15 protein-coding genes are annotated in these 22,062 nt (G+C 49.3%); 1 reads left to right on the top strand and 14 read right to left on the bottom strand.

The window, feature by feature from the left end; all coding sequences use genetic code 11:
• Nucleotides 1-49 precede the first annotated feature (49 nt).
• Nucleotides 50-2,131: an LruC domain-containing protein gene (locus DWZ03_RS09175; RefSeq protein ID WP_016272032.1), complete on the top strand. Its 2,082-nt coding sequence runs from the start codon at nt 50-52 to the stop codon at nt 2,129-2,131.
• A gap of 93 nt (nt 2,132-2,224) precedes the next feature.
• Here the strand turns inward: DWZ03_RS09175 and DWZ03_RS09170 are convergent, their stop codons facing one another.
• The 14 genes from DWZ03_RS09170 to DWZ03_RS09105 all read right to left on the bottom strand — a co-directional run bounded on the left by DWZ03_RS09170 (nt 2,225) and on the right by DWZ03_RS09105 (nt 21,986).
• The gene (locus DWZ03_RS09170) at nt 2,225-2,545 is read right to left on the bottom strand and encodes a heavy metal-binding domain-containing protein (protein ID WP_005824368.1); all 321 of its coding nucleotides are present in this window, start codon (nt 2,543-2,545) and stop codon (nt 2,225-2,227) included.
• Between the two features lie 70 nt (nt 2,546-2,615).
• Complete coding sequence (locus tag DWZ03_RS09165) at nt 2,616-3,836, bottom strand: cysteine desulfurase (RefSeq protein WP_120129688.1); 1,221 nt, start codon at nt 3,834-3,836, stop codon at nt 2,616-2,618.
• Nucleotides 3,837-3,903: 67 nt separating this feature from the next.
• Entirely contained in the window at nt 3,904-5,247 is a 1,344-nt protein-coding gene (gene sufD, locus DWZ03_RS09160; protein ID WP_022401832.1) for a Fe-S cluster assembly protein SufD, read from the bottom strand.
• 17 nt (nt 5,248-5,264) lie between these two features.
• Nucleotides 5,265-6,020 (bottom strand): Fe-S cluster assembly ATPase SufC, encoded by a 756-nt coding sequence (sufC, locus tag DWZ03_RS09155; protein WP_005824362.1) that lies wholly within the window; start codon nt 6,018-6,020, stop codon nt 5,265-5,267.
• Between the two features lie 44 nt (nt 6,021-6,064).
• Nucleotides 6,065-7,519 carry a Fe-S cluster assembly protein SufB gene (gene sufB / locus DWZ03_RS09150; protein ID WP_005824359.1) on the bottom strand — a complete coding sequence of 485 codons (1,455 nt, stop codon included), beginning with the start codon at nt 7,517-7,519 and terminating at the stop codon, nt 6,065-6,067.
• 48 nt (nt 7,520-7,567) lie between these two features.
• On the bottom strand, nt 7,568-8,080 hold the full coding sequence (locus DWZ03_RS09145; RefSeq protein WP_117688914.1) for a CvpA family protein: 513 nt from the start codon (nt 8,078-8,080) through the stop codon (nt 7,568-7,570).
• A gap of 153 nt (nt 8,081-8,233) precedes the next feature.
• Nucleotides 8,234-11,281, bottom strand: a complete 3,048-nt coding sequence (infB, locus tag DWZ03_RS09140; protein WP_005833691.1) for a translation initiation factor IF-2 — start codon at nt 11,279-11,281, stop codon at nt 8,234-8,236.
• A 118-nt stretch (nt 11,282-11,399) separates the two neighbouring features.
• Nucleotides 11,400-12,665, bottom strand: coding sequence for a transcription termination factor NusA (nusA, locus tag DWZ03_RS09135; protein WP_005833693.1), 1,266 nt, complete (start codon nt 12,663-12,665; stop codon nt 11,400-11,402).
• 4 nt (nt 12,666-12,669) lie between these two features.
• Nucleotides 12,670-13,137: a ribosome assembly cofactor RimP gene (gene rimP / locus DWZ03_RS09130; RefSeq protein ID WP_005824352.1), complete on the bottom strand. Its 468-nt coding sequence runs from the start codon at nt 13,135-13,137 to the stop codon at nt 12,670-12,672.
• Between the two features lie 470 nt (nt 13,138-13,607).
• Nucleotides 13,608-16,097, bottom strand: a complete 2,490-nt coding sequence (locus DWZ03_RS09125) for a glycoside hydrolase family 3 N-terminal domain-containing protein (protein WP_120129685.1) — start codon at nt 16,095-16,097, stop codon at nt 13,608-13,610.
• A 136-nt stretch (nt 16,098-16,233) separates the two neighbouring features.
• On the bottom strand, nt 16,234-18,558 hold the full coding sequence (locus tag DWZ03_RS09120) for a glycoside hydrolase family 3 C-terminal domain-containing protein (protein WP_120129682.1): 2,325 nt from the start codon (nt 18,556-18,558) through the stop codon (nt 16,234-16,236).
• Nucleotides 18,559-18,562: 4 nt separating this feature from the next.
• Nucleotides 18,563-19,759, bottom strand: coding sequence for an esterase (locus tag DWZ03_RS09115; protein ID WP_016272040.1), 1,197 nt, complete (start codon nt 19,757-19,759; stop codon nt 18,563-18,565).
• An 89-nt stretch (nt 19,760-19,848) separates the two neighbouring features.
• Nucleotides 19,849-21,051 carry an esterase gene (locus DWZ03_RS09110; protein WP_044468434.1) on the bottom strand — a complete coding sequence of 401 codons (1,203 nt, stop codon included), beginning with the start codon at nt 21,049-21,051 and terminating at the stop codon, nt 19,849-19,851.
• A 50-nt stretch (nt 21,052-21,101) separates the two neighbouring features.
• The gene (locus DWZ03_RS09105) at nt 21,102-21,986 is read right to left on the bottom strand and encodes an alpha/beta hydrolase (RefSeq protein ID WP_044468431.1); all 885 of its coding nucleotides are present in this window, start codon (nt 21,984-21,986) and stop codon (nt 21,102-21,104) included.
• Nucleotides 21,987-22,062: the final 76 nt, after the last annotated feature.

Here is a 22,062-nt window from a genome sequence, read left to right as displayed (position 1 = left end):
AAAGGTTGAACGAAAGCCTAAAAATATTGATTTGAAACGAAATAAGCAAATGAAAAAGAAAAGAAATCCAAGCAAGCATGTATTTATACTGGCGAATAAAACAACAAGCAGTACCCTTTTTTACCTATTTTTTGTATTTAATGAGAAGAATAGAGCACATATAGATATATATTACAACTTTTATAGTACCTTTGCAACAAGTAAACAAGCTAAAAACAAAGGCATTATGAAACCAATCTATTCTAACCTGACATGCAAGATGCTGGCTTTGACATTATGCAGCATTATGCTGGCATTCCTATCCATAGGATGCGAACATGACGTCTACAATCCCGATAATGGAAAAGACGATGAGAAGACTCCCAACTCTTTTGATTTTTCTACGACATCTTCCATCCAAGTAAACGTAAAGTATGATGTCCCCGAAGGCTATAAAGTACTTTTTGAAATCTATCTTGAAGACCCGTTCACGATTGACAAAGATGGCCAGATTATAAAACGCACAGACCTGGAACCGGTCATCAGACGCATGACAGACGGTAACGGTGCATATAGCGGCAAGGAAATCATCAATTCGGACCATGGGGACGAAGCATATATCTATACTTCTTATATAGGGGTCCCCACCCTCTTCAAAACAGTTATTGCAGGAGATGCCATTACTGCCGACATCAAATGGGATTCCACCGATGATAATCCGCAAACACGGGCGGAGGGATGGCAGGCACCCAAAGGATACCATGTATTAGGAACATGGAGCTCCAAAGGATATCCTCATTATTTAGACACAGACAACAAAATCACAATTCCCGGTGATGTATTGACAATCATCAATACGACCTTGAAGGAAGGAGGCACATGCCCTAAGCAATACCGACAAGCCATAGATTTTGAAATCAATGATCCGGAAGGGCGCAATGCGGAAGTATCCATCCGGATAATTGGAGGAACCAGCGGTGCAGCGAGCGCCTTTGGCTATTATTGCTATAGGGCAGACGCATCTTTAAGTGAAATTAAAAAAGCCCCCAAATGCATTGTTTTTCCAAACACTCTGATGGATAATTATTATAATAAAAAGGCTTCCGGACTACAAGGCGGTGAAAGTGTAAAGCTTCATTACATAGACCCCGACGGAGTGGACCAAGGCACCGTATTTCCCAATGGAGTAAAAATCGGATGGTTCCTATTGAATGACAGCTTCTATGGCGGAAACAATAAGCCTTTCTACTCTACTACAAAGCTGAATGGGGACGGCCGTACACATACAGCTGCATTCCGCATCGATGATTTTGTCGTATTGTCCTTTGAAGATTGGACAGACCAAGACTATAATGATATACAATTCAACGTATGGTCCAACCCCATCGAAGCCATCATCAATCCGGATATTCCTGATATCAAACCTGACGGTGGCAACGAGGATAAGAAATACAGTCTGGAATACAAAGGAATCATCGCTTTCGAAGATAATTGGCCCAGAAAGGGTGACTATGACTTGAATGATGTTATTGTAAAATACCAGTCCGTATTGAACTTCAATGATGCCAATCAGGTCCTTTCTACAGAAGACACCTATGAGTTGCTTTGGTCCGGTGCCACTTTCAAAAATGGTTTCGCTTACCAACTGAATACAGAACGCAGCAATATGTCAACTGAAATATTGGAAGCCCCCACAACTTTCAACGGACAAGGACTGGATACAGACCTTTCCAAAGCTACCGTCAATGTATTTCTAAGTGCGCTCGATGTAACAGAGAGAAATACAAAAACCGCTACATATAAGATAAAGAACACCTTCAAGACTCCACTATCACACGAAACGCTTGGAATTCCCCCTTATAATCCATTCATCATGGTACATGACGAATTGAAAGAATCACGCATCGAAGTGCATTTGGTCAACTATCCTCCTACTGAAAAGGCAGACATGGCTCTATTCCATACCGAAGAGGATTTGTCCTCTGTACCGACAAGCTATTATGTAGCCAATGGCAACTATCCTTTTGCCATTCATCTAAGTGGAGCCACAAACTTCAATACTCCTGAAACCCACCCGATAGACAAGAGCTTTGAACATTTTATGGATTGGGTCAATTCCAATGGAACAGATTATAAGGATTGGTACAAATAACCGATAAAAGATACTCCTTATAAAGAAAATGGCAACCATTCACAGGGTTGCCATTTCTTATATCTTCCTATGTTGTAATATAGTAGAGCGAACTTATTCCACCGTTACAGCCGTACCGCATGCCGTAACCATCAACATGCTGCCACTGCCTCCTACCGTTTCATAGTCCAAGTCTACACCAATCACGGCATTGGCACCCATAGCACGGGCATGTTCTTGCATCTCGCGCAAGGCTATATCTTTAGCTTCGCGCAGCACTTCTTCATAAGAGCCACTTCGCCCACCCACCACGTCGCGGATGCTGGCAAAGAAATCGCGGAATACATTGGCACCGATAATCGTTTCACCGGAAACGATGCCATAATAGCGGGTGATACGTCCACCCTCAATAGTCGGGGTTGTTGTTACTAACATAATTCATTTTTTTAGTTGTTGACATATTAGACGCAAGGAATGAAAGAAAGGTTGCAAAGCTTTGCTTTGGTCAGAACATCCGGCTGACACGAACTATACCTGCCACCAGCACATCTATCTCCTCCCGGGTATTGTAAAGCCCGAAAGATGCACGCACTGTTCCTTCGATGCCAAGACGCTGCATCAATGGTTGGGCACAGTGATGTCCCGTGCGTACGGCAATGCCAAGACGGTCGAGCAATGTACCCATATCAAAATGATGGATATCACCTACCAGAAACGATATGACACTACCCTTCTCTTCTGCCTCGCCGAAGATACGCATACCGGGAATCTCTTTCAGCCGTTGCATGGCATACTGGGTCAATTCGTGTTCATAGGCGGCAATCTTGTCCATCCCAACCAGCGAAACGTAGTCCAAAGCTTTGGCAAGTCCGGTAGTACCGATATAATCCGGCGTACCGGCTTCAAACTTGAAGGGCAATTCATTGAAGGTAGTCTTTTCAAAAGATACATGCTGAATCATCTCTCCACCGCCCTGATAGGGAGGTATTCTATCCAGCCACTCCTCTTTACCATAAAGCACCCCTACCCCCGTAGGACCATACACCTTGTGAGCCGAGAAAACGAAGAAATCGGCATCCAGATCCTGCACATCTACCGGCATGTGGGGAATGGACTGGGCACCGTCCACAAGCACCGGAACACCCTGCTCATGGGCAAAAGCAATCATCTCCTTGACGGGATTGACCGTACCCAGCACATTGGAAACATGCGCCACACTGACAATCCTGGTACGTTCGGAGAACAACTGCCTATATTCATCCAATAAGAGTTCGCCCTTGTCATTCATCGGAATCACCTTGATGGTAATTCCACGCTTGGCGGCAAGCAGCTGCCAGGGAACAATGTTGCTATGGTGTTCCATCACAGAAAGAATCACCTCATCCCCCTCCTGCATAAATTCCTCACCAAAGCTGGAGACAAGCAGGTTGATACTCTCCGTCGTACCACGGGTGAAGACAATCTCATTCGTGCTGCGGGCATTGATGAAACGTCTCACCGTCTCACGCGAGGCCTCGTGCAGCTCTGTAGCCTGCTGCGACAGGAAGTGCACTCCGCGATGCACATTGGCATTCACCGAATAATATTCGTCCGTAATGGCATTTACTACCTGGCGAGGTTTCTGCGTAGTCGCGCCGTTGTCCAGATAGACCAACGGCTTGCCATATACCTCACGGGAAAGGATAGGGAAATCAGCTCGAAGCCTCTCCCCCAGCCCCTCTCCCATAGGGAGGGGAGCCAAGATACTACTCTTATTTATATCGTTGTTCATAATGAATCGAAATTATAAGCTATCACTTGCAGATGGCGCACCCCTGGCATTTGTTCAGTTCCCCCCGGAAACGCTTCTCTACCAGCAGATGCAGACGGTCTTTCAAAGCATCCAAACGGATGGTGTCGATAACTTCGTTGACAAAAGCGAACATCAGCAGCAGGCGCGCCTCGCGCACCGGGATACCACGCTGCCGCATATAGAAGAGAGCGCTTTCATCAAGCTGCCCCACCGTAGCGCCGTGACTGCACTTCACATCATCTGCATAAATCTCCAGCTGAGGCTGGGTGTACATATGTGCATCTCGGGTGGCACAAAGATTGCGGTTGGTCTGTTGCGAACTGGTGTGCTGTGCGTCAGGGCGCACTAAAACCAGACCGGCAAAGGCACCTACAGCCTGCTCGTCAAGGACATACTTATAAAGCTCATTGCTGGTACAGTTGGGCACGGCATGGTCGATTGTCGTATGATTGTCCACATGCTGATTCTTGTCTGCAATGGCCATACCGCACAGATTCAGCTCCGCATGTTCACCGGCAAGCGTCACACGGGTTGTATTCCGTGTAGTTCCGTTGTGCAAGGTCATACCATTCAGCAATACATTACTATTGGCTTCCTGCCTTACATACATATTGCTGATACGTACCGTACTGGTGTGTGTCTCTTCGAGCTCATAAAAATCGAAAATGGCATTCTCACCGGCAAAGATTTCTATCACCTGCGTTGCCAGGAAGTTCACGCCGTCCATCGCATGGTCACACACCAACAAGCGGGCTTGTGCACCCTCCTCCAGAATAATCAGCACACGGCGGTTCACCATAAAATTGACGTCACCACGCAGGATATTCACCAGCTGAATAGGTTTCTCTACCACCACGTTCTTAGGAACATAAAACAGAACGCCGTCTTGTGCAAAAGCGGTGTTGAACGCCGTCACCCCATCCTCTGCCGTATCAGCCAACTTGCCATAATATTTCTTCACCAAATCGGGATGTTTCTCGGCCACCTCCTTCAGGCTGCCGAAGATAACCCCTTCAGGCAGATGGGACTTAGGCAAAGCCCTGCCATAAAAAGCATCGTTCACCACAAAATAAAGAGCAGTGCTCATATTGGGAACATCGCACTTGAACACTTCATAAGGATTCACCGGAATTTCCAACCGGTTCAAGTTCAAGCCATAATCCGGCTCAAAGAACTTGCTGATATCCGTATATTTGTATTTCTCCTCCTTACGGGTGGGAAAGCCCAAGCGCTCAAAGTCAGCAAAAGCAGCGGCACGCGGCGCATTCAGCACCTCGGCACTATGCCGGCATATCATCGCCTCCGTTTGGGAGAAAAGGTCTATGTATTGTTGCTCTACACTCATGTTTTCAGATTATGAGTTTATAATTCACCTGCTTCTTTCCTTATCCAATCGAAGCCACGTGTTTCAATCTCCTTCGCCAATTCCGGTCCACCGGTCTTTACGATACGTCCACCCAGCAGTACATGTACCGTATCGGGTTTGATATAGTCCAACAATCGCTGGTAGTGGGTAATGACCATAGCACTGGTTTCCGCAGTCTTGAGTTTGTTGAAACCGTCGGCCACAATACGCAGGGCATCCACATCCAATCCGGAATCCGTCTCGTCCAGAATAGCAAAAGTCGGTTCCAACATCGCCATCTGGAATATCTCGTTACGCTTCTTTTCACCGCCACTGAAACCTTCGTTCACGCTACGGTTGGCCAGTTTGTTGTCTAACTCCACAATGGCACGCTTCTCGCGCATCAGCTTCAGGAACTCACTGGCCGACAAAGCAGGCAGATGGCGGTACTTGCGTTGCTCATTCACAGCCGCACGCATGAAGTTCACCATCGACACGCCCGGAATCTCTACCGGAGCCTGGAAAGAAAGAAAGATTCCTTCATGTGCACGGTCCTCAGGACTCATGGCAAGCAAGTCCTTGCCATTAAAGGTAATTGAGCCGCGCGTCACTTCGTAAGCAGGATGGCCAACCAACACATTACTCAACGTACTTTTACCAGCACCGTTCTGTCCCATCAGTGCATGTACTTCTCCATCACGTATGGTCAAGTTGATGCCTTTCAATATTTCTTTGCCATTGATGCTGGCATGCAGGTCTTTTATCTCTAACATCTTTATATTTACTATTTGACTATTTACAATTTACTATTTATAAATCACCCCACGCTTCCTTCCAGCGAAATGGCAAGCAATTTCTGCGCTTCTACGGCAAACTCCATCGGAAGTTTATTCAAAACTTCTTTGGCATAACCGTTCACAATCAGCCCCACGGCATCTTCCGTAGAAATACCGCGCTGATTGCAGTAGAATATCTGGTCCTCACTGATTTTGCTGGTAGTGGCCTCATGCTCCACGATGGCCGTTTCATTGTGAATATCCATGTAGGGGAAAGTATGCGCGCCGCATTTGTCACCAAGTAGCAAGGAGTCGCACTGGCTGTAATTACGAGCATTGTCCGCTTTCTGTGCCACGCGCACCAAGCCGCGGTAAGAGTTTTCGCTCTTTCCGGCAGAAATGCCTTTGCTCACAATGGTGCTCCGGGTATTCTTGCCCAGATGAATCATCTTTGTTCCCGTGTCTGCCTGCTGATGGTTATTGGTTACTGCCACACTATAGAACTCCGCTGTCGAATTGTCGCCGGAAAGGATGCAAGACGGATACTTCCAGGTAATGGCCGAACCTGTTTCCACTTGTGTCCAAGACAGTTTACTGTCCACCCCTTTACAATGGCCACGCTTCGTCACAAAGTTATAGACACCACCCCGGCCCTCGGCATCACCGGGATACCAGTTCTGCACGGTGCTGTATTTCACTTCTGCACGGTCGTGCACCACAATTTCCACAATGGCCGCGTGCAACTGGTTCTCGTCACGCATCGGAGCCGTACACCCTTCCAGATAAGAAACGTACGAATCATCATCCGCCACAATCAAGGTTCTTTCGAACTGCCCCGTATTGCGGGCATTGATGCGGAAATAGGTGGACAACTCCATCGGACAACGTACCCCCTTCGGGATATAGACAAAAGAACCGTCGGAGAACACCGCCGAGTTCAGTGCCGCAAAGAAGTTGTCACGATAAGGCACCACCGAACCGAGATATTTCTGTACCAAGTCGGGATGCTCGCGTACAGCCTCGCTGAATGAGCAGAAGATGATTCCTTTCTCCATCAGCGTCTCCTTGAAGGTAGTCTTTACAGACACCGAGTCCATAACGGCATCCACAGCCATACCGCTTAACGCCATCTGCTCTTCCAGCGGAATGCCCAGCTTATTGAAAGTCTTTATCAACTCAGGGTCTACCTCATCCATGCTTTTCGGTCCTTCCTTCTTCTTCGTAGGGTCGGCATAGTAGGATATGGCCTGATAATCTATTTCGGGAATGCGGAGATGTGCCCATGTAGGCATCTCCAATGTCAGCCAGTGGCGATATGCCTTCAGGCGGAACTCCAGCAACCATTCCGGTTCTCCCTTCTTCTCAGAGATAAGCCGCACTACATCTTCATTCAGCCCACGCTCAATGATGTCCGTATGCACGTCGGTCGTGAAACCGTACTTATACTTCTCCTGAGTGAGTTCCTTTACATATTTATTGGGTTCTTCTTGTTGCATTACTTCTATAATTACAAATTATGAATTACAAAATCACGGTTCACGGTATCAGTCAAAGTCTCCGTTTACAATCTGCTCCGTAACCGCCTTTGCTGCGGGAAAGAATATCCCGGCAAACTCTTCCATAGGATAATATAACACTGATTCTTTCTTTTTTGTTTTGCTAATCAGCGTATTGTCTCCGTCTATAAATTCGATGACACCAATCAGCAGGCTCGTCAGCAGGAGGTACTTCAAAGCCCCTAGACCAGCCCCCAACCAATGATTGAGCCAGCCCAGCGAGACGGCCTCCATTGCCCGGGTCAGCAGAGAAGCCACCAGGGAGAAGAGCAAAGGAACAGCCAGCCAGATGAAGACAAATGCCAGTACTTGCGCCACTGTCATAGAGTCTGTCAACGTGGGGCACAGCTTCACTGCCAATGAGGCATACAAAGCCTTTGCCGCCAGCAGACCGACAATCAGCCCCAGCAGAGAGGCCAATTGCTTCACAAAACCTTTCATGAAGCCGATGATTGCGCCCAAGCCGAAAGCAGCCAATATGATGATATCTATAATTGCCATAAAATTAATGTACCAATGTGACAATATGCTAATGTGCCAATATGCTAATGGGTCAATGAGCAAATGGCTAATATGCAAAATGTGCCAATTGCCCTGCGGCATTTTCTGTACGCGCAGCCAATTGGCACATTAGCATATTTGCACATTATTCAATTATAATGTTTGCTTCACTTCTATTTCTTCGTAAGATTCGATAATATCGCCCACCTTGATATCGTTGCAGTTTGTCAGGCTGATACCGCACTCGAAGTTGGTACCTACCTCTTTCACGTCGTCCTTGAAGCGCTTCAGGGCATTGATGGCACCCGTAAAGATTACGATACCGTCGCGTATCAAGCGGGCCTTGTCGCTGCGTTTCACCTTTCCGGTCTTGACCATGGCACCTGCCACCAGTCCCACCTTCGTGATGTTGAACACTTCGCGCACCTCGATGGTTGCCGTTATCTGCTCCTTCAATGTCGGTGCCAGCATACCTTCCATGGCAGCCTTCACCTCTTCGATGGCATCGTAGATGACGGAGTACTTGCGGATATCCACACCCTCCTGCTCTGCCATCTTGGCGGCAGCACCCGAAGGACGTACCTGGAAACCGACGATAATCGCATCCGAAGCGGCAGCCAGCGAGACATCCGATTCGGAAATCTGACCGACACCCTTGTGGATTACGTTTACCTGCACCTGCTCCGTAGACAGCTTGATTAAAGAGTCGCTCAACGCTTCCACAGAACCGTCCACGTCACCCTTCACAATCACGTTCAGCTCATGGAAGTCACCCAGCGCCAGACGGCGGCCCACTTCGTCGAGCGTCAGCATCTTCTGCGTACGCAAACCTTGTTCACGCTGCAACTGTTCGCGTTTGTTGGCAATCTCGCGTGCTTCCTGCTCCGTTTCGATTACGTGGAACGTGTCGCCAGCAGCAGGTGCACCGTTCAAGCCCAATATCAGGGCAGGTGTAGAAGGACCAGCCTCCTGCATGCGTTGGTTACGCTCATTGAACATAGCCTTCACCTTACCGTAGCTGGTACCCGCCAGCACGATGTCGCCCATTTTCAAGGTACCGTTGGAAACGAGTACCGTAGCCACATAGCCACGACCCTTATCCAATGAGGACTCGATAATGGAACCGGTAGCACGGCGGTTCGGGTTTGCTTTCAGCTCCAGCATTTCTGCTTCGAGCAGCACTTTCTCCATCAACTCGGGTACACCGATACCCTTTTTGGCAGAGATATCTTGCGACTGATACTTACCGCCCCACTCTTCCACCAAGAAGTTCATGGCAGCCAGCTCTTCCTTAATCTTGTCGGGATTGGCAGTCGGTTTATCAATCTTATTGATTGCAAATACAATAGGAACACCCGCAGCCATGGCATGGTTGATGGCTTCCTTTGTCTGCGGCATCACGTTGTCGTCAGCAGCCACAATGATGATGGCAATATCCGTAGCTTTGGCACCACGGGCACGCATGGCGGTAAACGCCTCGTGGCCCGGAGTATCGAGGAATGTAATCTTACGTCCGTCGTCCAGCGACACGTGGTAGGCACCGATGTGCTGTGTGATACCACCCGCTTCACCGGCAATCACATTCGCCTTACGGATATAGTCGAGCAATGAAGTCTTACCGTGGTCTACGTGACCCATCACCGTTACAATCGGAGCGCGAGGTTCCAAATCTTCCTCATCATCCTCTTCCTCTACGATGGCCTGCGCCACTTCTGCACTTACATATTCTGTCTTGAAGCCGAATTCCTCAGCCACCAGGTTGATGGTCTCGGCATCCAGACGCTGGTTGATGGATACCATCATGCCAATGCTCATACAAGTGGCGATGACCTGAGTAACAGAAACATCCATCATGCTTGCCAACTCGTTGGCCGTCACGAATTCCGTAATCTTCAGTACCTTGCTTTCTGCCATTTCCATGTCTTCCAATTCCTGCATACGGCTGGAAGCCATGTCACGTTTTTCCTTACGATACTTGGCACCTTTGTTCTTTCCTTTGGAAGTGAGGCGTGCCAAAGTTTCCTTTACCTGCTTTGCTACATCTTCCTCGCTAACCTCCTGCTTGATGACCGGCTTCTTGAAGCGGTCCTTATTGCGGTTGCGGTTATTATTGGCATTGTTTCCACCAGGCTGGTTTCCACCTTGCGGGCGGGCACCCTGACCTTGCTGGGCACCTGCGTGTCCACGGTCGTTGCCACCACGCTGGAAGTTGGAAGCATTGTTGATGTCCACTTTCTCCTTATTGATACGGACACGTTTCTTCTTGCCGTTGGCATCGCCGGCAGCGGTATCCTTCAACTTGCTGTCATCACGGCGGATTTCCTTGATGATAGCTTCCTTCATCTGCTTCTTCTGATCCTGACGAATCTTTTCCTTCTCTTCACGCTCCTTGCGTTTCTCCTCTTTCGATTTCTTCTTTGGGCGTGTGGATTGGTTCAGGGCCGCCAAGTCTATCTGTCCGATAACATTAATCTTCGAAACAAACTCAGGCTGATGTATCTTGAAGATTTCTTCTCCTTCTTCTTTCCCCTCTTTTTCAACCGGTGCTTCTTCAGCTGCCGGTGCGGGAGCAGGCGCTTCTATCATTTCTTCCTTTTTAGATTCTTGTTGAGCCTCTACAACCGGAGCAGGTTCTTCCTTGACAACGGGTTGTGGCTGCGGTTCCGAAACGGGCTGCGGCTCGGGTTCAGATGCCGGCTGTACCTCCGGTTGCGGCTGTGGTTCCGGTTGGGGAGCAGGAGCAGGTTCCGGTTTCGGCGTTTCTACAACTGCCGGTTCCTCCACCTTCTTCTCCTCTACCGCTTTTTCCGCTTCTTTCTCTTTTTCCTGAGCAGGAGCAGGTCTACGGTTCAGTTTGTCCAAATCAATCTTGCCTACCGGCTTGAACTTCGGACGTGCGTCTTCCGGAACAACCGTCTTAATCTCTTCGGGCTTCGCTTTCTCCTGCGTTTCCCTATAGCCGTCAATAGACACGGACGCCTTGTTGCGGTCCTTGCTCTGACGTTCCTGGCTGAAACGCTCCGACTTTATCTTAAGGTCCTTATCTGTACTAAACTCCTTTTTGAGCAGTTCGAACTGTTCATCCGTAATTTTTGTGTTCGGATTTGCCTCAACGGTAAATCCCTTCTTTTGCAGGAACTCGACAGCCGTCGTAATCCCTACATTTAAATCTCTTGTTACTTTGTTTAACCTTATCGTCATCAATTTTTTCTATTTACGATTTAACCATTTACGATTTACGATTGATAATACTCGGAGCGGAACGACTTACATTTACAATCAAACTCTAATCGTAAATCGTAAATCGTAAAATCGTAAATCATTCATTCTCCTCTTCAAACTCCTGTTTCAAAATGCGCAATACCTCGTCCACCGTCTCTTCTTCGAGGTCCGTCTTCTCAATCAACATCTCACGGGGAGCGTTCAACACAGCCTTAGCCGTATCGATACCGATAGCCTTGATGGCATCGATAACCCAACCGTCTATTTCATCACGGAATTCGTCCAAGTAGATGTCTTCATCCTCTATGGCCTCATCCAACTCGCGGAACACGTCGATGGTGTACTCAGTCAACATACTGGCAAGCTTGATATTCAAACCTCCTTTACCGATAGCCAGCGACACCTCTTCGGGTTTCAAGAACACTTCAGCCTTGCGTTCTTCCTCGTTCAAGCGGATGGAAGAAATTTTGGCAGGGCTCAAGGCACGCTGTATAAACAACTGGATATTGGACGTATAGTTGATAACGTCGATATTCTCGTTGCGAAGCTCGCGGACAATACCATGAATACGGCTACCCTTCACACCCACGCAGGCACCTACCGGGTCGATACGGTCATCGTAGCTCTCAACGGCAATCTTGGCACGCTCGCCGGGGATGCGGGCAATCTTCTTGATGGTAATCAGTCCGTCATTGATTTCGGGTACTTCCATTTCGAACAGACGTTGCAGGAAGACGGGCGACGTACGGCTCAGGATAATCTTCGGATTATTATTCTTGTTGTCCACACGTGCCACTACGGCGCGGGCGGTCTCGCCCTTGCGGTAGAAGTCACTCGGTATCTGTTCGGTCTTGGGCAGCAACAGTTCGTTGCCTTCATCATCGAGCAGCAGCATCTCTTTCTTCCAAATCTGGTAGACTTCCGCATTGATGATGGTACCCACTTTATCAATGTATTTGTTGTAAATACTATCTTTCTCCAGTTCCAATATCTTGGAGGCCAGTGTCTGGCGCAAGTTCAAGATGGCACGGCGACCGAAGTTCGCGAAGATAACTTCATCCGTCACTTCCTCGCCCACTTCATAAGAAGCATCAATCTTTTGTGCTTCGGACAATGCAATCTGCAGGTTCGGGTTTTCCAAATCCTCGTCTGCCACTACCTCACGGTTACGCCATATTTCGAAGTCACCCTTGTCCGGGTTTACAATTACGTCGTAATTCTCATCGGTACCGAACATTTTCGCAATCACACTACGGAACGACTCCTCGAGTACGCTTACCATCGTGGTTCTGTCGATATTCTTCAGTTCCTTAAATTCCGAAAATGTATCTATCAAGCTGACAGTTTCTACTTTTTTGGCCATAGTCTTATTTAAAACTGATTAAGTATTTAGTGTATTTTATCTCTTCATACGTAAAGGTCAAGTCCTCGTCCACCAGCTTGGGACGCTTGGCACCTTCCTCTTTCACTTTCTTCTGAATGGTCACGACGAAATGCTGTTCGTCGGCTTCCTTCAACACGCCGCTGAGCTTGCGGCCGTCCTTTGCCAGCACTTCCACTTCCTTGCCGATGTGGTTAATGTACTGCTGCAGTACCTTGAAGGGCTGTCCGATGCCGGCCGAACCGACTTCCAACTCATAATCCTCATCCTCACGGTTCAACTTGGACTCGATGTAGCGGCTCAGCTCTACGCAGTCCTCAATCCAAACACCTTCTTTGTGGTCTATTTCCACCAAAATCTTGTCATCCGGGCTGATTGTCACCTCCACAAGGAAGTAGTCCTTTCCTGCCAGCCACTCGTCAACAATCTGACAAACAGTTTTCTTTTCTATCATAGATTAACCATTAGGAACAAAAAAGAGGAGCTTAATCGCCCCTCCACCTTTCATCCATTTTCGGTTGCAAAGATATAAATAATCTGTTCGACTACAAAATATTAGAGAAAAAAAGATTGATTTAACGGTTCAAACGGGAATTATATTACAGACAAGCCCTTTCAACACTTCAAGATAAGGGGTAAAACATATAATCTTATGAGACAGAAGCTTATACTTTATGAAATGAATTATCACGTTCCATACTGCATGAGATGCACATGTCAAGCACAACGAGATGCGCATCTCGGACAACATGAGATGTACATCTCATGCATACAATCTCTATTGTTTCAAGAAAAGAAGTAAGGAGGTACAAGCGGAAAGAAGATACTGTTGAAAGACAACGCGGAAAAATAAAAGGCCGATAGCTTGTTTCATGCTATCGGCCCTTTTACTATGGTTCTAAAGGTCTAAAAGACCTTGTCGTATCACTTATTCGGAGTCTCCCACTTCTTGGTATCCGTACAAACCACGTTCACTGTCTGGTCACCCGTCTGGATGCGGAAGTCACCTTTCTCCAGAATCCACTTGCCGTCATAGCCTACAAAAGCAAGGTCGGAGCCTTTCAGTTTCAGTGTCACGGTCTTTGTCTCGCCCGGTTTCAGTTCCACCTTTTCGAAAGCGCGAAGACGGCGGGTATCGGGAGTAAGGGAGGCAACGAGGTCGCTGCTGAAGAGCAGCACGCTTTCCTTACCAATGCGGTTGCCGGTATTCTTCACATCAACGGTGAAAGTAAGCACATCATCAGCGGTAAAGTCCGACTTATCCACCTTGAGGTTGCTGTATGCAAAAGTGGTATAGCTCAATCCATAACCGAACGCCCACTGTACGGACACTTGCGCATCGTAGTTATAAGCACCTTCCATCTGCTTGCCGATGTGTTCGCACGGTTTGTAGTCGTACGTAATCAGAGAGTTGATTTCCTTCGGATAAGTGAAAGGCATCTTTCCGCTGAAGTTGGCGTCGCCGGCAATGAGGTTTGCCAACGCATCGCCACCATAGTTACCCGGAAGCATAGTATTGACAACCGCTTTAGCCAGTGGCTCGATGTCGGCAATCAGACGGGGACGGCCTTCGTTCAGTATCAGGACGATGGGTTTGCCGGTCTTGGCAAGAGCTTTCACCAAGTCAAGCTGATTCTGGGAGAGGGTAAGGTTTGTCAAATTACCCGGAGTCTCGCAGTAAGAGTTCTCACCGATGCAAGCCACGATGTAGTCGGCAGCCGCAGCGGCAGCTACAGCTTTCTCTATCTCCGGAGTGTTTTCTTCCCACCAGTTGCCACCTTGCTTATAAGTGACGCCGGCTTCGTAGATGATATTCTCCGCACCGAATTTATTGGTGAAGGCCTCGAGGATGGTATTATATTGGCCTGCATGTTCATCGGCCTTGTCACCCTGCCAAGAGTAGGACCAGCCGCCGTTGAGGCAACGCATGGAGTTGGCATTCGGACCGGTAACCAGCAACTTCTTGCCTTTTGCCAGCGGCAATATACCGTCTGTATTCTTCAGAAGTACCAAAGATTCTTCGGCAGCCTGGAGGGCGGCAGCGGCATGTTCCGCACTACCGAACAAGGGGAAGTCTTTCAAGTCATAATAGGGCTTTTCAAACAGATTGAGACGGTACTTCAGGCGCAGTACACGGCGAACAGCATCGTCAATGCGGCTCATGGGGACTTCTCCTTCTTCCACCAGCTCCTTCAAGAGTGTACAGAACTTCCAGTCGTACGGGTCCATAGACATGTCGATACCGGCATTGATGGCAAGCTTGATGGCTTCCTTCTTATCCTTGGCTATGTGGTCGCGGCTATAAAGGTTGTTGATGTCCGCCCAGTCAGTCACAATCATACCGTCCCAGTTGAGGTCTTCTTTCAGCCACTTGGTCAGCAGCTCATAGTTGGCATGGAAAGGCAGACCGTTGTTCATGGCGGAGTTCACCATCACGGAGAGGGCACCTGCTTTCACCATTTCCAGATAAGGAGCGAAATGCTTCTCACGCATATCCTGCTCGGTGATGGAAGACGGCGTACGGTCCTTACCGGAAACGGGAACACCATAACCCATATAGTGCTTCATACAAGCGGCAACGTTGTTCTCGCCAATCAGGTTGGGGTTCTCGCCCTGGAAACCGATAACTGCTTCACGTCCCATTTCGGCATTGACGTAGGCGTCTTCACCATAATTTTCCCACATACGAGGCCAGCGCGGGTCACGTCCGAGGTCGGTCACCGGGGCATACGTCCAGGGAATGCTTCCCGCCTTTGTTTCATAAGCGGAGATGCGTGCACCTTCACGTGTCAGTTCACGGTTGAAGGTAGCTCCCATATTGACGCCTTGCGGGAAGAAAGTACCACCCAGCGTATAGGTAGTTCCGTGTATCTGGTCTACACCGTACACACAAGGAATACCCATCACCTCCATGGATTTCTCCTGAATGCGTTTGATGATTTCCTGCCACTTCTCCACGCTTTGTGCCACACCGTTAGGCACGTTCAAGATGGAGCCTACTTTGTATTTTCCGATGACAGAGTCGAGCATCGCCTCGTCCAACTGGAAGCCCTTGGCATTCTCAATACCCTGGATACGCATATAGAGCTGCATCATCACTTCTTGCGAAGGCATCTCCTTGCCCAGCTTGAACTCTTTCTCCAACTTATACCTCTTGACGATTTTCTTCAAATCATCTACAGTTATATCTTTCGGATTGAGACCGGCAAAAGGATTGGCGCGTTTCTGCAGGAGGTCTATGGTGAGTTCGCACATCTGACCGACTTTCTCGTCAAGCGTCATCTTCTTCAGCAAAGTCTCAATCTGCTGTTCTATTTTCTCGTCTCTTGGAATGGCAGGCGCAACAGTGGTCTGCGCCGTAGAAGTAAGTACTAACCCTGATAGGGCTAAAGATAAGATTAACTTTTTACTCATGGTTGTGATATTGGTTTATAATAGTTGCACTATCTGTTTATACGAGGTACAAAGATAAGAACATCCTGCCATACCAAAGGGTACAACAGGATGTTTTTTAGGGTATGATTTGTTATCTTTTCAGACAATCCTACTCTCATCTCTTCAAGAGGCTCATCGGTTCCTGAAGTTTCAAGATGTTGTTCGTCTTCTGCGTTGCGGCAGCTACTTCAGCCTCCAGCGTAGCCTTGATGTCGCGTGAGGAAGCCCCGACGAGGAACTTGTAGTTTCCGGGAGTTACCACCCATGCCGATGCAGCCTCATCGTAGGAAGCCAGGTCGGCAGCATTCACTTTCAGCGTCACCACAACCGCTTCGCCCGGTTTCAGTTCCTTAGTCTTGGCAAAGGCCTTCAGTTCCTTTTCGGGTTTGTTGGCAGCAGCATCAGGAGCGGATACATAAAGCTGAACCACTTCCTTACCTGCTACCTTACCGGTATTCTTCACTTCTACAGATACGGTATAGGCACCGTTGTCTGCCTTGACAGCAGCCTTGTCGTAAGCGAAAGTAGTATAACTCAAACCGTAGCCGAAAGGATAGGAAACCTGCTTGCCAAAGGTGTCGAAGTAACGGTAACCTACGTAGATGTCCTCTTCGTAATCGGTATAATCCACGTTCTTCACGTCGTTCTTCTTCTCGCCCTTGTTCACGAGGTCGGTGCTTACACGCATGTCTATCGGGAAGTTGGCGGAAGAAGCGGCATCTTCAAACTTCACCGGGAAGGTCATTGTCAGCTTGCCCGAAGGAGAAGCCTTGCCACTCAGCACGTCGGCCACACTGTTTCCTCCCTCCTGGCCTGCCTGCCATGCACAAAGGATGGCATCGGGAACAGATTTCCAAGAAGCGGTTTCAATCACCCCGCCGATGTTGAGTACCACCACTACCTTCTTTCCGGCAGCGTGGAAAACATCGGACACAGCTTTCAACATGTTCTGTTCCTCTTTGGTGAGGTTGAAGTCGGCTACCATACGGTCAAGGAACTCACCGGAGGTACGTCCCAGCGTCACCAGTGCCACATCGGCCTTGGCAGCCTGCTCGCGGATGACTTGTGCGGAAACAGCCATCTCAGCCGGACGGGTATCGGGCATGAACCACTCTTTCTTATCTTTGGACAGACGTTCTTTCTCGGCTTTCAGGTAAGCTTCATAGCTATTCTTCAGCGCTTCATCCACCACATAGCCGGCATTCTTCAAGCCGTCCAATAGCGAAACGGTATAAGCGCGGTTCACGTTGCCCGAACCTGTACCGCCTGCAATGAAATCGTAGGAAGTGCAACCGAAGAGTGCCACGTTCTTCACGTCGGCAGCCAGCGGCAGAGCACCGTTATCGTTCTTCAGCAATACCATGCCTTCCGTTGCCGACTGGCGAGTAACGGCAGCATGCGCCTTCAAATCAGGCTTGTTGGAGTATTTATATCCCTTGAAGTGGGGAGTCTGGAGAATCATCTCCAGAATACGCTTCACATTCTGATTGAGGATGGCTTCATCTAACGCTCCGTCCTGCACACCCTTCACGATGGCTTCGTACTGCTTGGGCAGACCGGGCTGCAACATGTCATTGCCTGCCACCATCTGTGCCACGGCATCCTTGCCGCCAAACCAGTCGGTCATCACCATGCCCTTGAAGCCCCATTCGTCGCGCAACATGGTTGTCTGCAACTCCTTGTTTTCCGAAGTGTAGACACCGTTCAGGTAGTTGTATGAGGACATCACGGTCCAAGGAGCGGATTCCTTCACGGCAATCTCGAACCCTTTCAAGTAGATTTCGCGCAAAGCGCGTGGAGATACATGCGCATCCGTAGCCATACGGTTGGTTTCCTGGTTGTTCACAGCAAAGTGCTTGATACTGGTACCCACACCGTTGCTCTGCACACCACGTACGTAGGCGGCGGCAATCTTACCCGACACCAACGGGTCTTCGGAATAATACTCGAAGTTACGTCCGCAAAGCGGGTTACGGTGAATGTTCAGCGCCGGAGCCAACAGCACGTCCGCACCGTATTCCAGCACTTCGTTACCGATGGACTGACCTACACTTTCCACCAGTTCCTGGTCCCAGGTAGAGGCGAGCAAAGTTCCGATAGGGAAATGAGTACAATAGTACGTAGCCGAATCCCCCTCACGCTTGGGGTCGATACGCAGTCCGGCGGGACCATCGGCCAGCACCACGGCGGGAATGCCGAGACGCTCGATCGGGTAGGTGGTTCCTGCCGCGCCCGGCACCAGCTTTTTCGTCGCACCGATTACGGCACTGTCACCCGAGAAACCTGCCATACCAGTACCTACTACCAGATGAGCCTTTTCTTCCAAGGTCATGGCGCCAATCACCTCATCCAGAGAGGACTTTCCAAGCTGCGGCACACCCGGTCCGCAAGCTGACAAAACAGCCATTGCTGCTGCCATGGATATGATATTCTTCTTCATAATCTTATTTAAATATCTTCGGTGCGAATTCTGTCAGGTAAATACGCCAGTTCTTCCAGATATGACCTTCTCCGGTTTCATAATATTCATATTTGTAACCCTTCTCGTCCAACATCTTGCGGTAGTCGTTATTGGCCTGGAACAAGAAGTCTTTATTACCGATAGCGATGTAATAGAGTGACGGTTTCTTGGCAAACTGGGTTTTCAGTTTGGCTTCAAGGTTGTCATAAATCGGAGACTTCACATCTTTGTTGGGCATGATGGCAGCCGAGAACAGCCCTACATAGTCGAACATGTCCGGATATTGCTTGGAGATGTGCATGGAGTGGAAACCTCCCATAGAGAGACCAGCAATGGCACGCCCCTTCTTGTTGGCCTGTGTACGGTAAGTCTTATCAATGAATTTCACCACGTCGGGGAAAGCTGTTTCGAAAGAGCCTTCCATCGTCTTGGGCAGATTCATGTTGGGAGCGGCAAAGCCCAGTGAAGATTCACCCGGAGCTGCTTCCAATGCGGCGTTGCCGTTGGTCATCACTACAATCATCGGCTTGGCCTTGCCTTGGGCGATGAGGTTATCCAGAATCTGTGCCGTACGTCCCAGTTCGCTCCATGCGTTCTCGTCGCCACCCATGCCGTGCAGCAGGTAGAAGACGGGGTAGCGCTTGCCGCTTGTCTCATATCCGGCAGGCGTATAGACAGTCAGGCGGCGGTCCATACCCAGCGTGGGGCTGTTGTACCATACCTTAGATACCGTTCCGTGGGGAACCTTATTCACCTTGTAGAGGTCGATGCGCTCGTCACCGCCGATGATGAACACGTTCGTCACGCTTGCCACGTCGCGAATCATATAGACGTTGGCAGGGTCGTTAATCTTCAGTCCGTCTACCAGGAAAGTGTAGCTGTAGAGTTCTGGTTTCAGCGGTTCGGGAGTAGTGAATTCCCACACACCGTCCTTGTTCTCTTTCAAATCTGCCACACCCGGACCATCAAACTCACCAAAAGGAGTCTTGATTTTCTGCGTAGGCAGGAAGTCGCCGGTTACTTGCACCTTTACGGCTTTCGGCGCCTTCAAGCGGAAAGTTACTGTATTGTTGTCGTGTATCTCAGGTGATACCACGGGGGCACCGCCCCAGAGAGCTTGTTGCGCGAAAGTCATCGCACACATCAGCAACAGAGCTGATAAAATAGAAATTCTTTTCATAATGAGTTTGTTATTTTGTTATTAAACAGATAGTCTATAATCCTGCACTTCGGATTGGCGAAGTGCAGGGTGAATCAATCGGCACGAAGTCACTTGAACAACTTCGGCGCGAACTCCGTCAGATAGATGCGCCAGTTCCTCCAGATATGTCCCTCGCCCGTTTCCAGATACTCGTACTTGCAACCGTTGTCATCGAGCAGTTTGCGGAAGTCCGTCACGCTCTTGAAGACAAAGTCACGGTTGCCGCAAGCGATGAAATAGAGTGCCGGTTTCTTGGCAAACTGCGTCTTCAGTTTACCCTCGAAGTCGGTATAGACCGGACAAGTGGACTTATCGTTCCTGGAAGCAGTACCCGAGAACAAGCCTACATAATCGAACATATCCGGATAGTACTTCGAGATGCTGCAAGAGTGGAAGCCACCCATCGAGAGGCCCGCAATGGCACGGTGCTTCTTGTCCGGCAATGTGCGGAAGTTCTTCTCCACGAATTTCACGATTTCCGGGAAAGAAAGTTCGAAGCCTCCTTCCGGAGCGGAAGCACGTTCCTTCGGACTCATGGAAGGGACAGTGAAACCTTTGGGCGATTCACCGGGAGCGGCATCCTGCCAGGCATTGCCGTTGGTCATCACTACAATCATCGGTTCTGCCTTGCCCTGCGCTATCAGGTTATCCAGGATTTGTGAAGTACGGCCCAAGGCAATCCATGCCTCTTCGTCACCTCCGGCGCCATGCAGCAGGTAGAAGACGGGATAACGCTTCTTGCCGTTCTCGTAGCCGGCGGGTGTATAAACCGTCAGGCGGCGGTCCATGCCCAGCGTGGGACTATTGTACCACATACGTCTCACTGTTCCGTGAGGCACTTTGTTCACCTTGTAGAGGTCGGCACGGTCACCGCCGATGATGAACACATTCGTCACAGTTGCCACATCACGAATCATATAGACGTTGCCGGGATCCATTATTTTCAGCCCGTCCACAAAGAAAGCATAGCCATAAAGTTCGGGTTTCAGCGGTTCGGCAGTGGTATATTCCCACACGCCGTCCTTGCCCTCCTTCATATCGACGATGCCCGGAGCGTCATACTCGCCCCTCGGTGTCTGGATGGTGTGCGGCGGCAGGAAGTCACCCGTCAACTGCACCTTCACGGCTTTCGGCGCCTTCAGGCGGAAAGTGACCGTATTGTCATCGTGAATCTCCGGCGAAACTACCGGAGCACCGCCCCACAAGGCTTGTTGCGCAAAGCTCATTGCACACATCAGCAACAAAGTAAATAAAAGTGTAAATTTCTTCATAATCATTTTAATTGTTTAAGGAGTTGGAGAAAGTTGAAGGGAATCAAATCTCATTTCTCAAAGCACCGGCTCACAAAAGGCAAACACATATACAATGCCGAATGCCAGTATTCACTGGTGTGCCCTCCGTCGCGCACGCGGAACTGGCAAGGAATGCCGGCATTGCGCATCGCCTGGAAGAACTCGATGTTACGGTCGAGCAGGAAATCATCGTCACCGCAATCCACAAACCACTGCACGGTGCGCAGAGCAGCTTTACGGGCCTCATCAGCCTCCAGCACATACTTGATGCAACTATGCTCCTGCACCGAACGGGTCAGCACAGCCATCTTGTTTGTGGGGTCGGGGTCTTTTCCCGCCGCCTCACCACTGACGGGGATGTTCATCAAGGCACTCATGGCGTATGCCGCACAATAGAGGTCGGGATAGCGCTGCGCGTAGCTCGTGGTTCCGCCTCCACCCATCGAAAGGCCCGCAACGGCACGATGCTGACGGTCGCCCACCACACGGTAGGTCTTCTCGATATAGGGCATGAACTCCTTGTAGAAGAAATCCTCGTAAGCCCATCCCGGCATGTTGAAGTAGCCGTTCCAGCACGTGGCCGGATTGCCTCCGGCGTTGGGGCTGACGATAATCATCTCGCACGCCTCGCCCGATGCCGTCAACTGGTCCATCACGTCCTTCACACGCTGGTCCGTAAACCAGCTGGTATTCACCCCCGACATGCCGTGCAGCAGGTAGAGAATGGGATACTTCCTGTCTGCCTCCTTGTCATAGCTCTGAGGCAGATAGATGGTATAGGCGCGGTGCGTCTTCAGCACCGTGCTGTAGATGCTGTCGGTCACGACCTTGCTTTGTGGTCCCCATGCAGGATTCTGTGCATTTGCCATCCACAACGAGCAGACGGCAAAAAGAGAAAGTATCAATCTTTTCATGGCATAGATTTTAAAAATGTACTACAAAATAAGTGCTTTCCATTCTAAAACGGATTGATATATATCAGTTTTTTCA

The sequence above is a fragment of the Bacteroides sp. AF29-11 genome (genome assembly GCF_003602895.1).
Lineage (GTDB): Bacteria > Bacteroidota > Bacteroidia > Bacteroidales > Bacteroidaceae > Bacteroides > Bacteroides uniformis.
The sequence above is the reverse complement of the archived record's forward strand: the minus strand, read 5'-3'. Positions and strand labels throughout refer to the sequence as shown.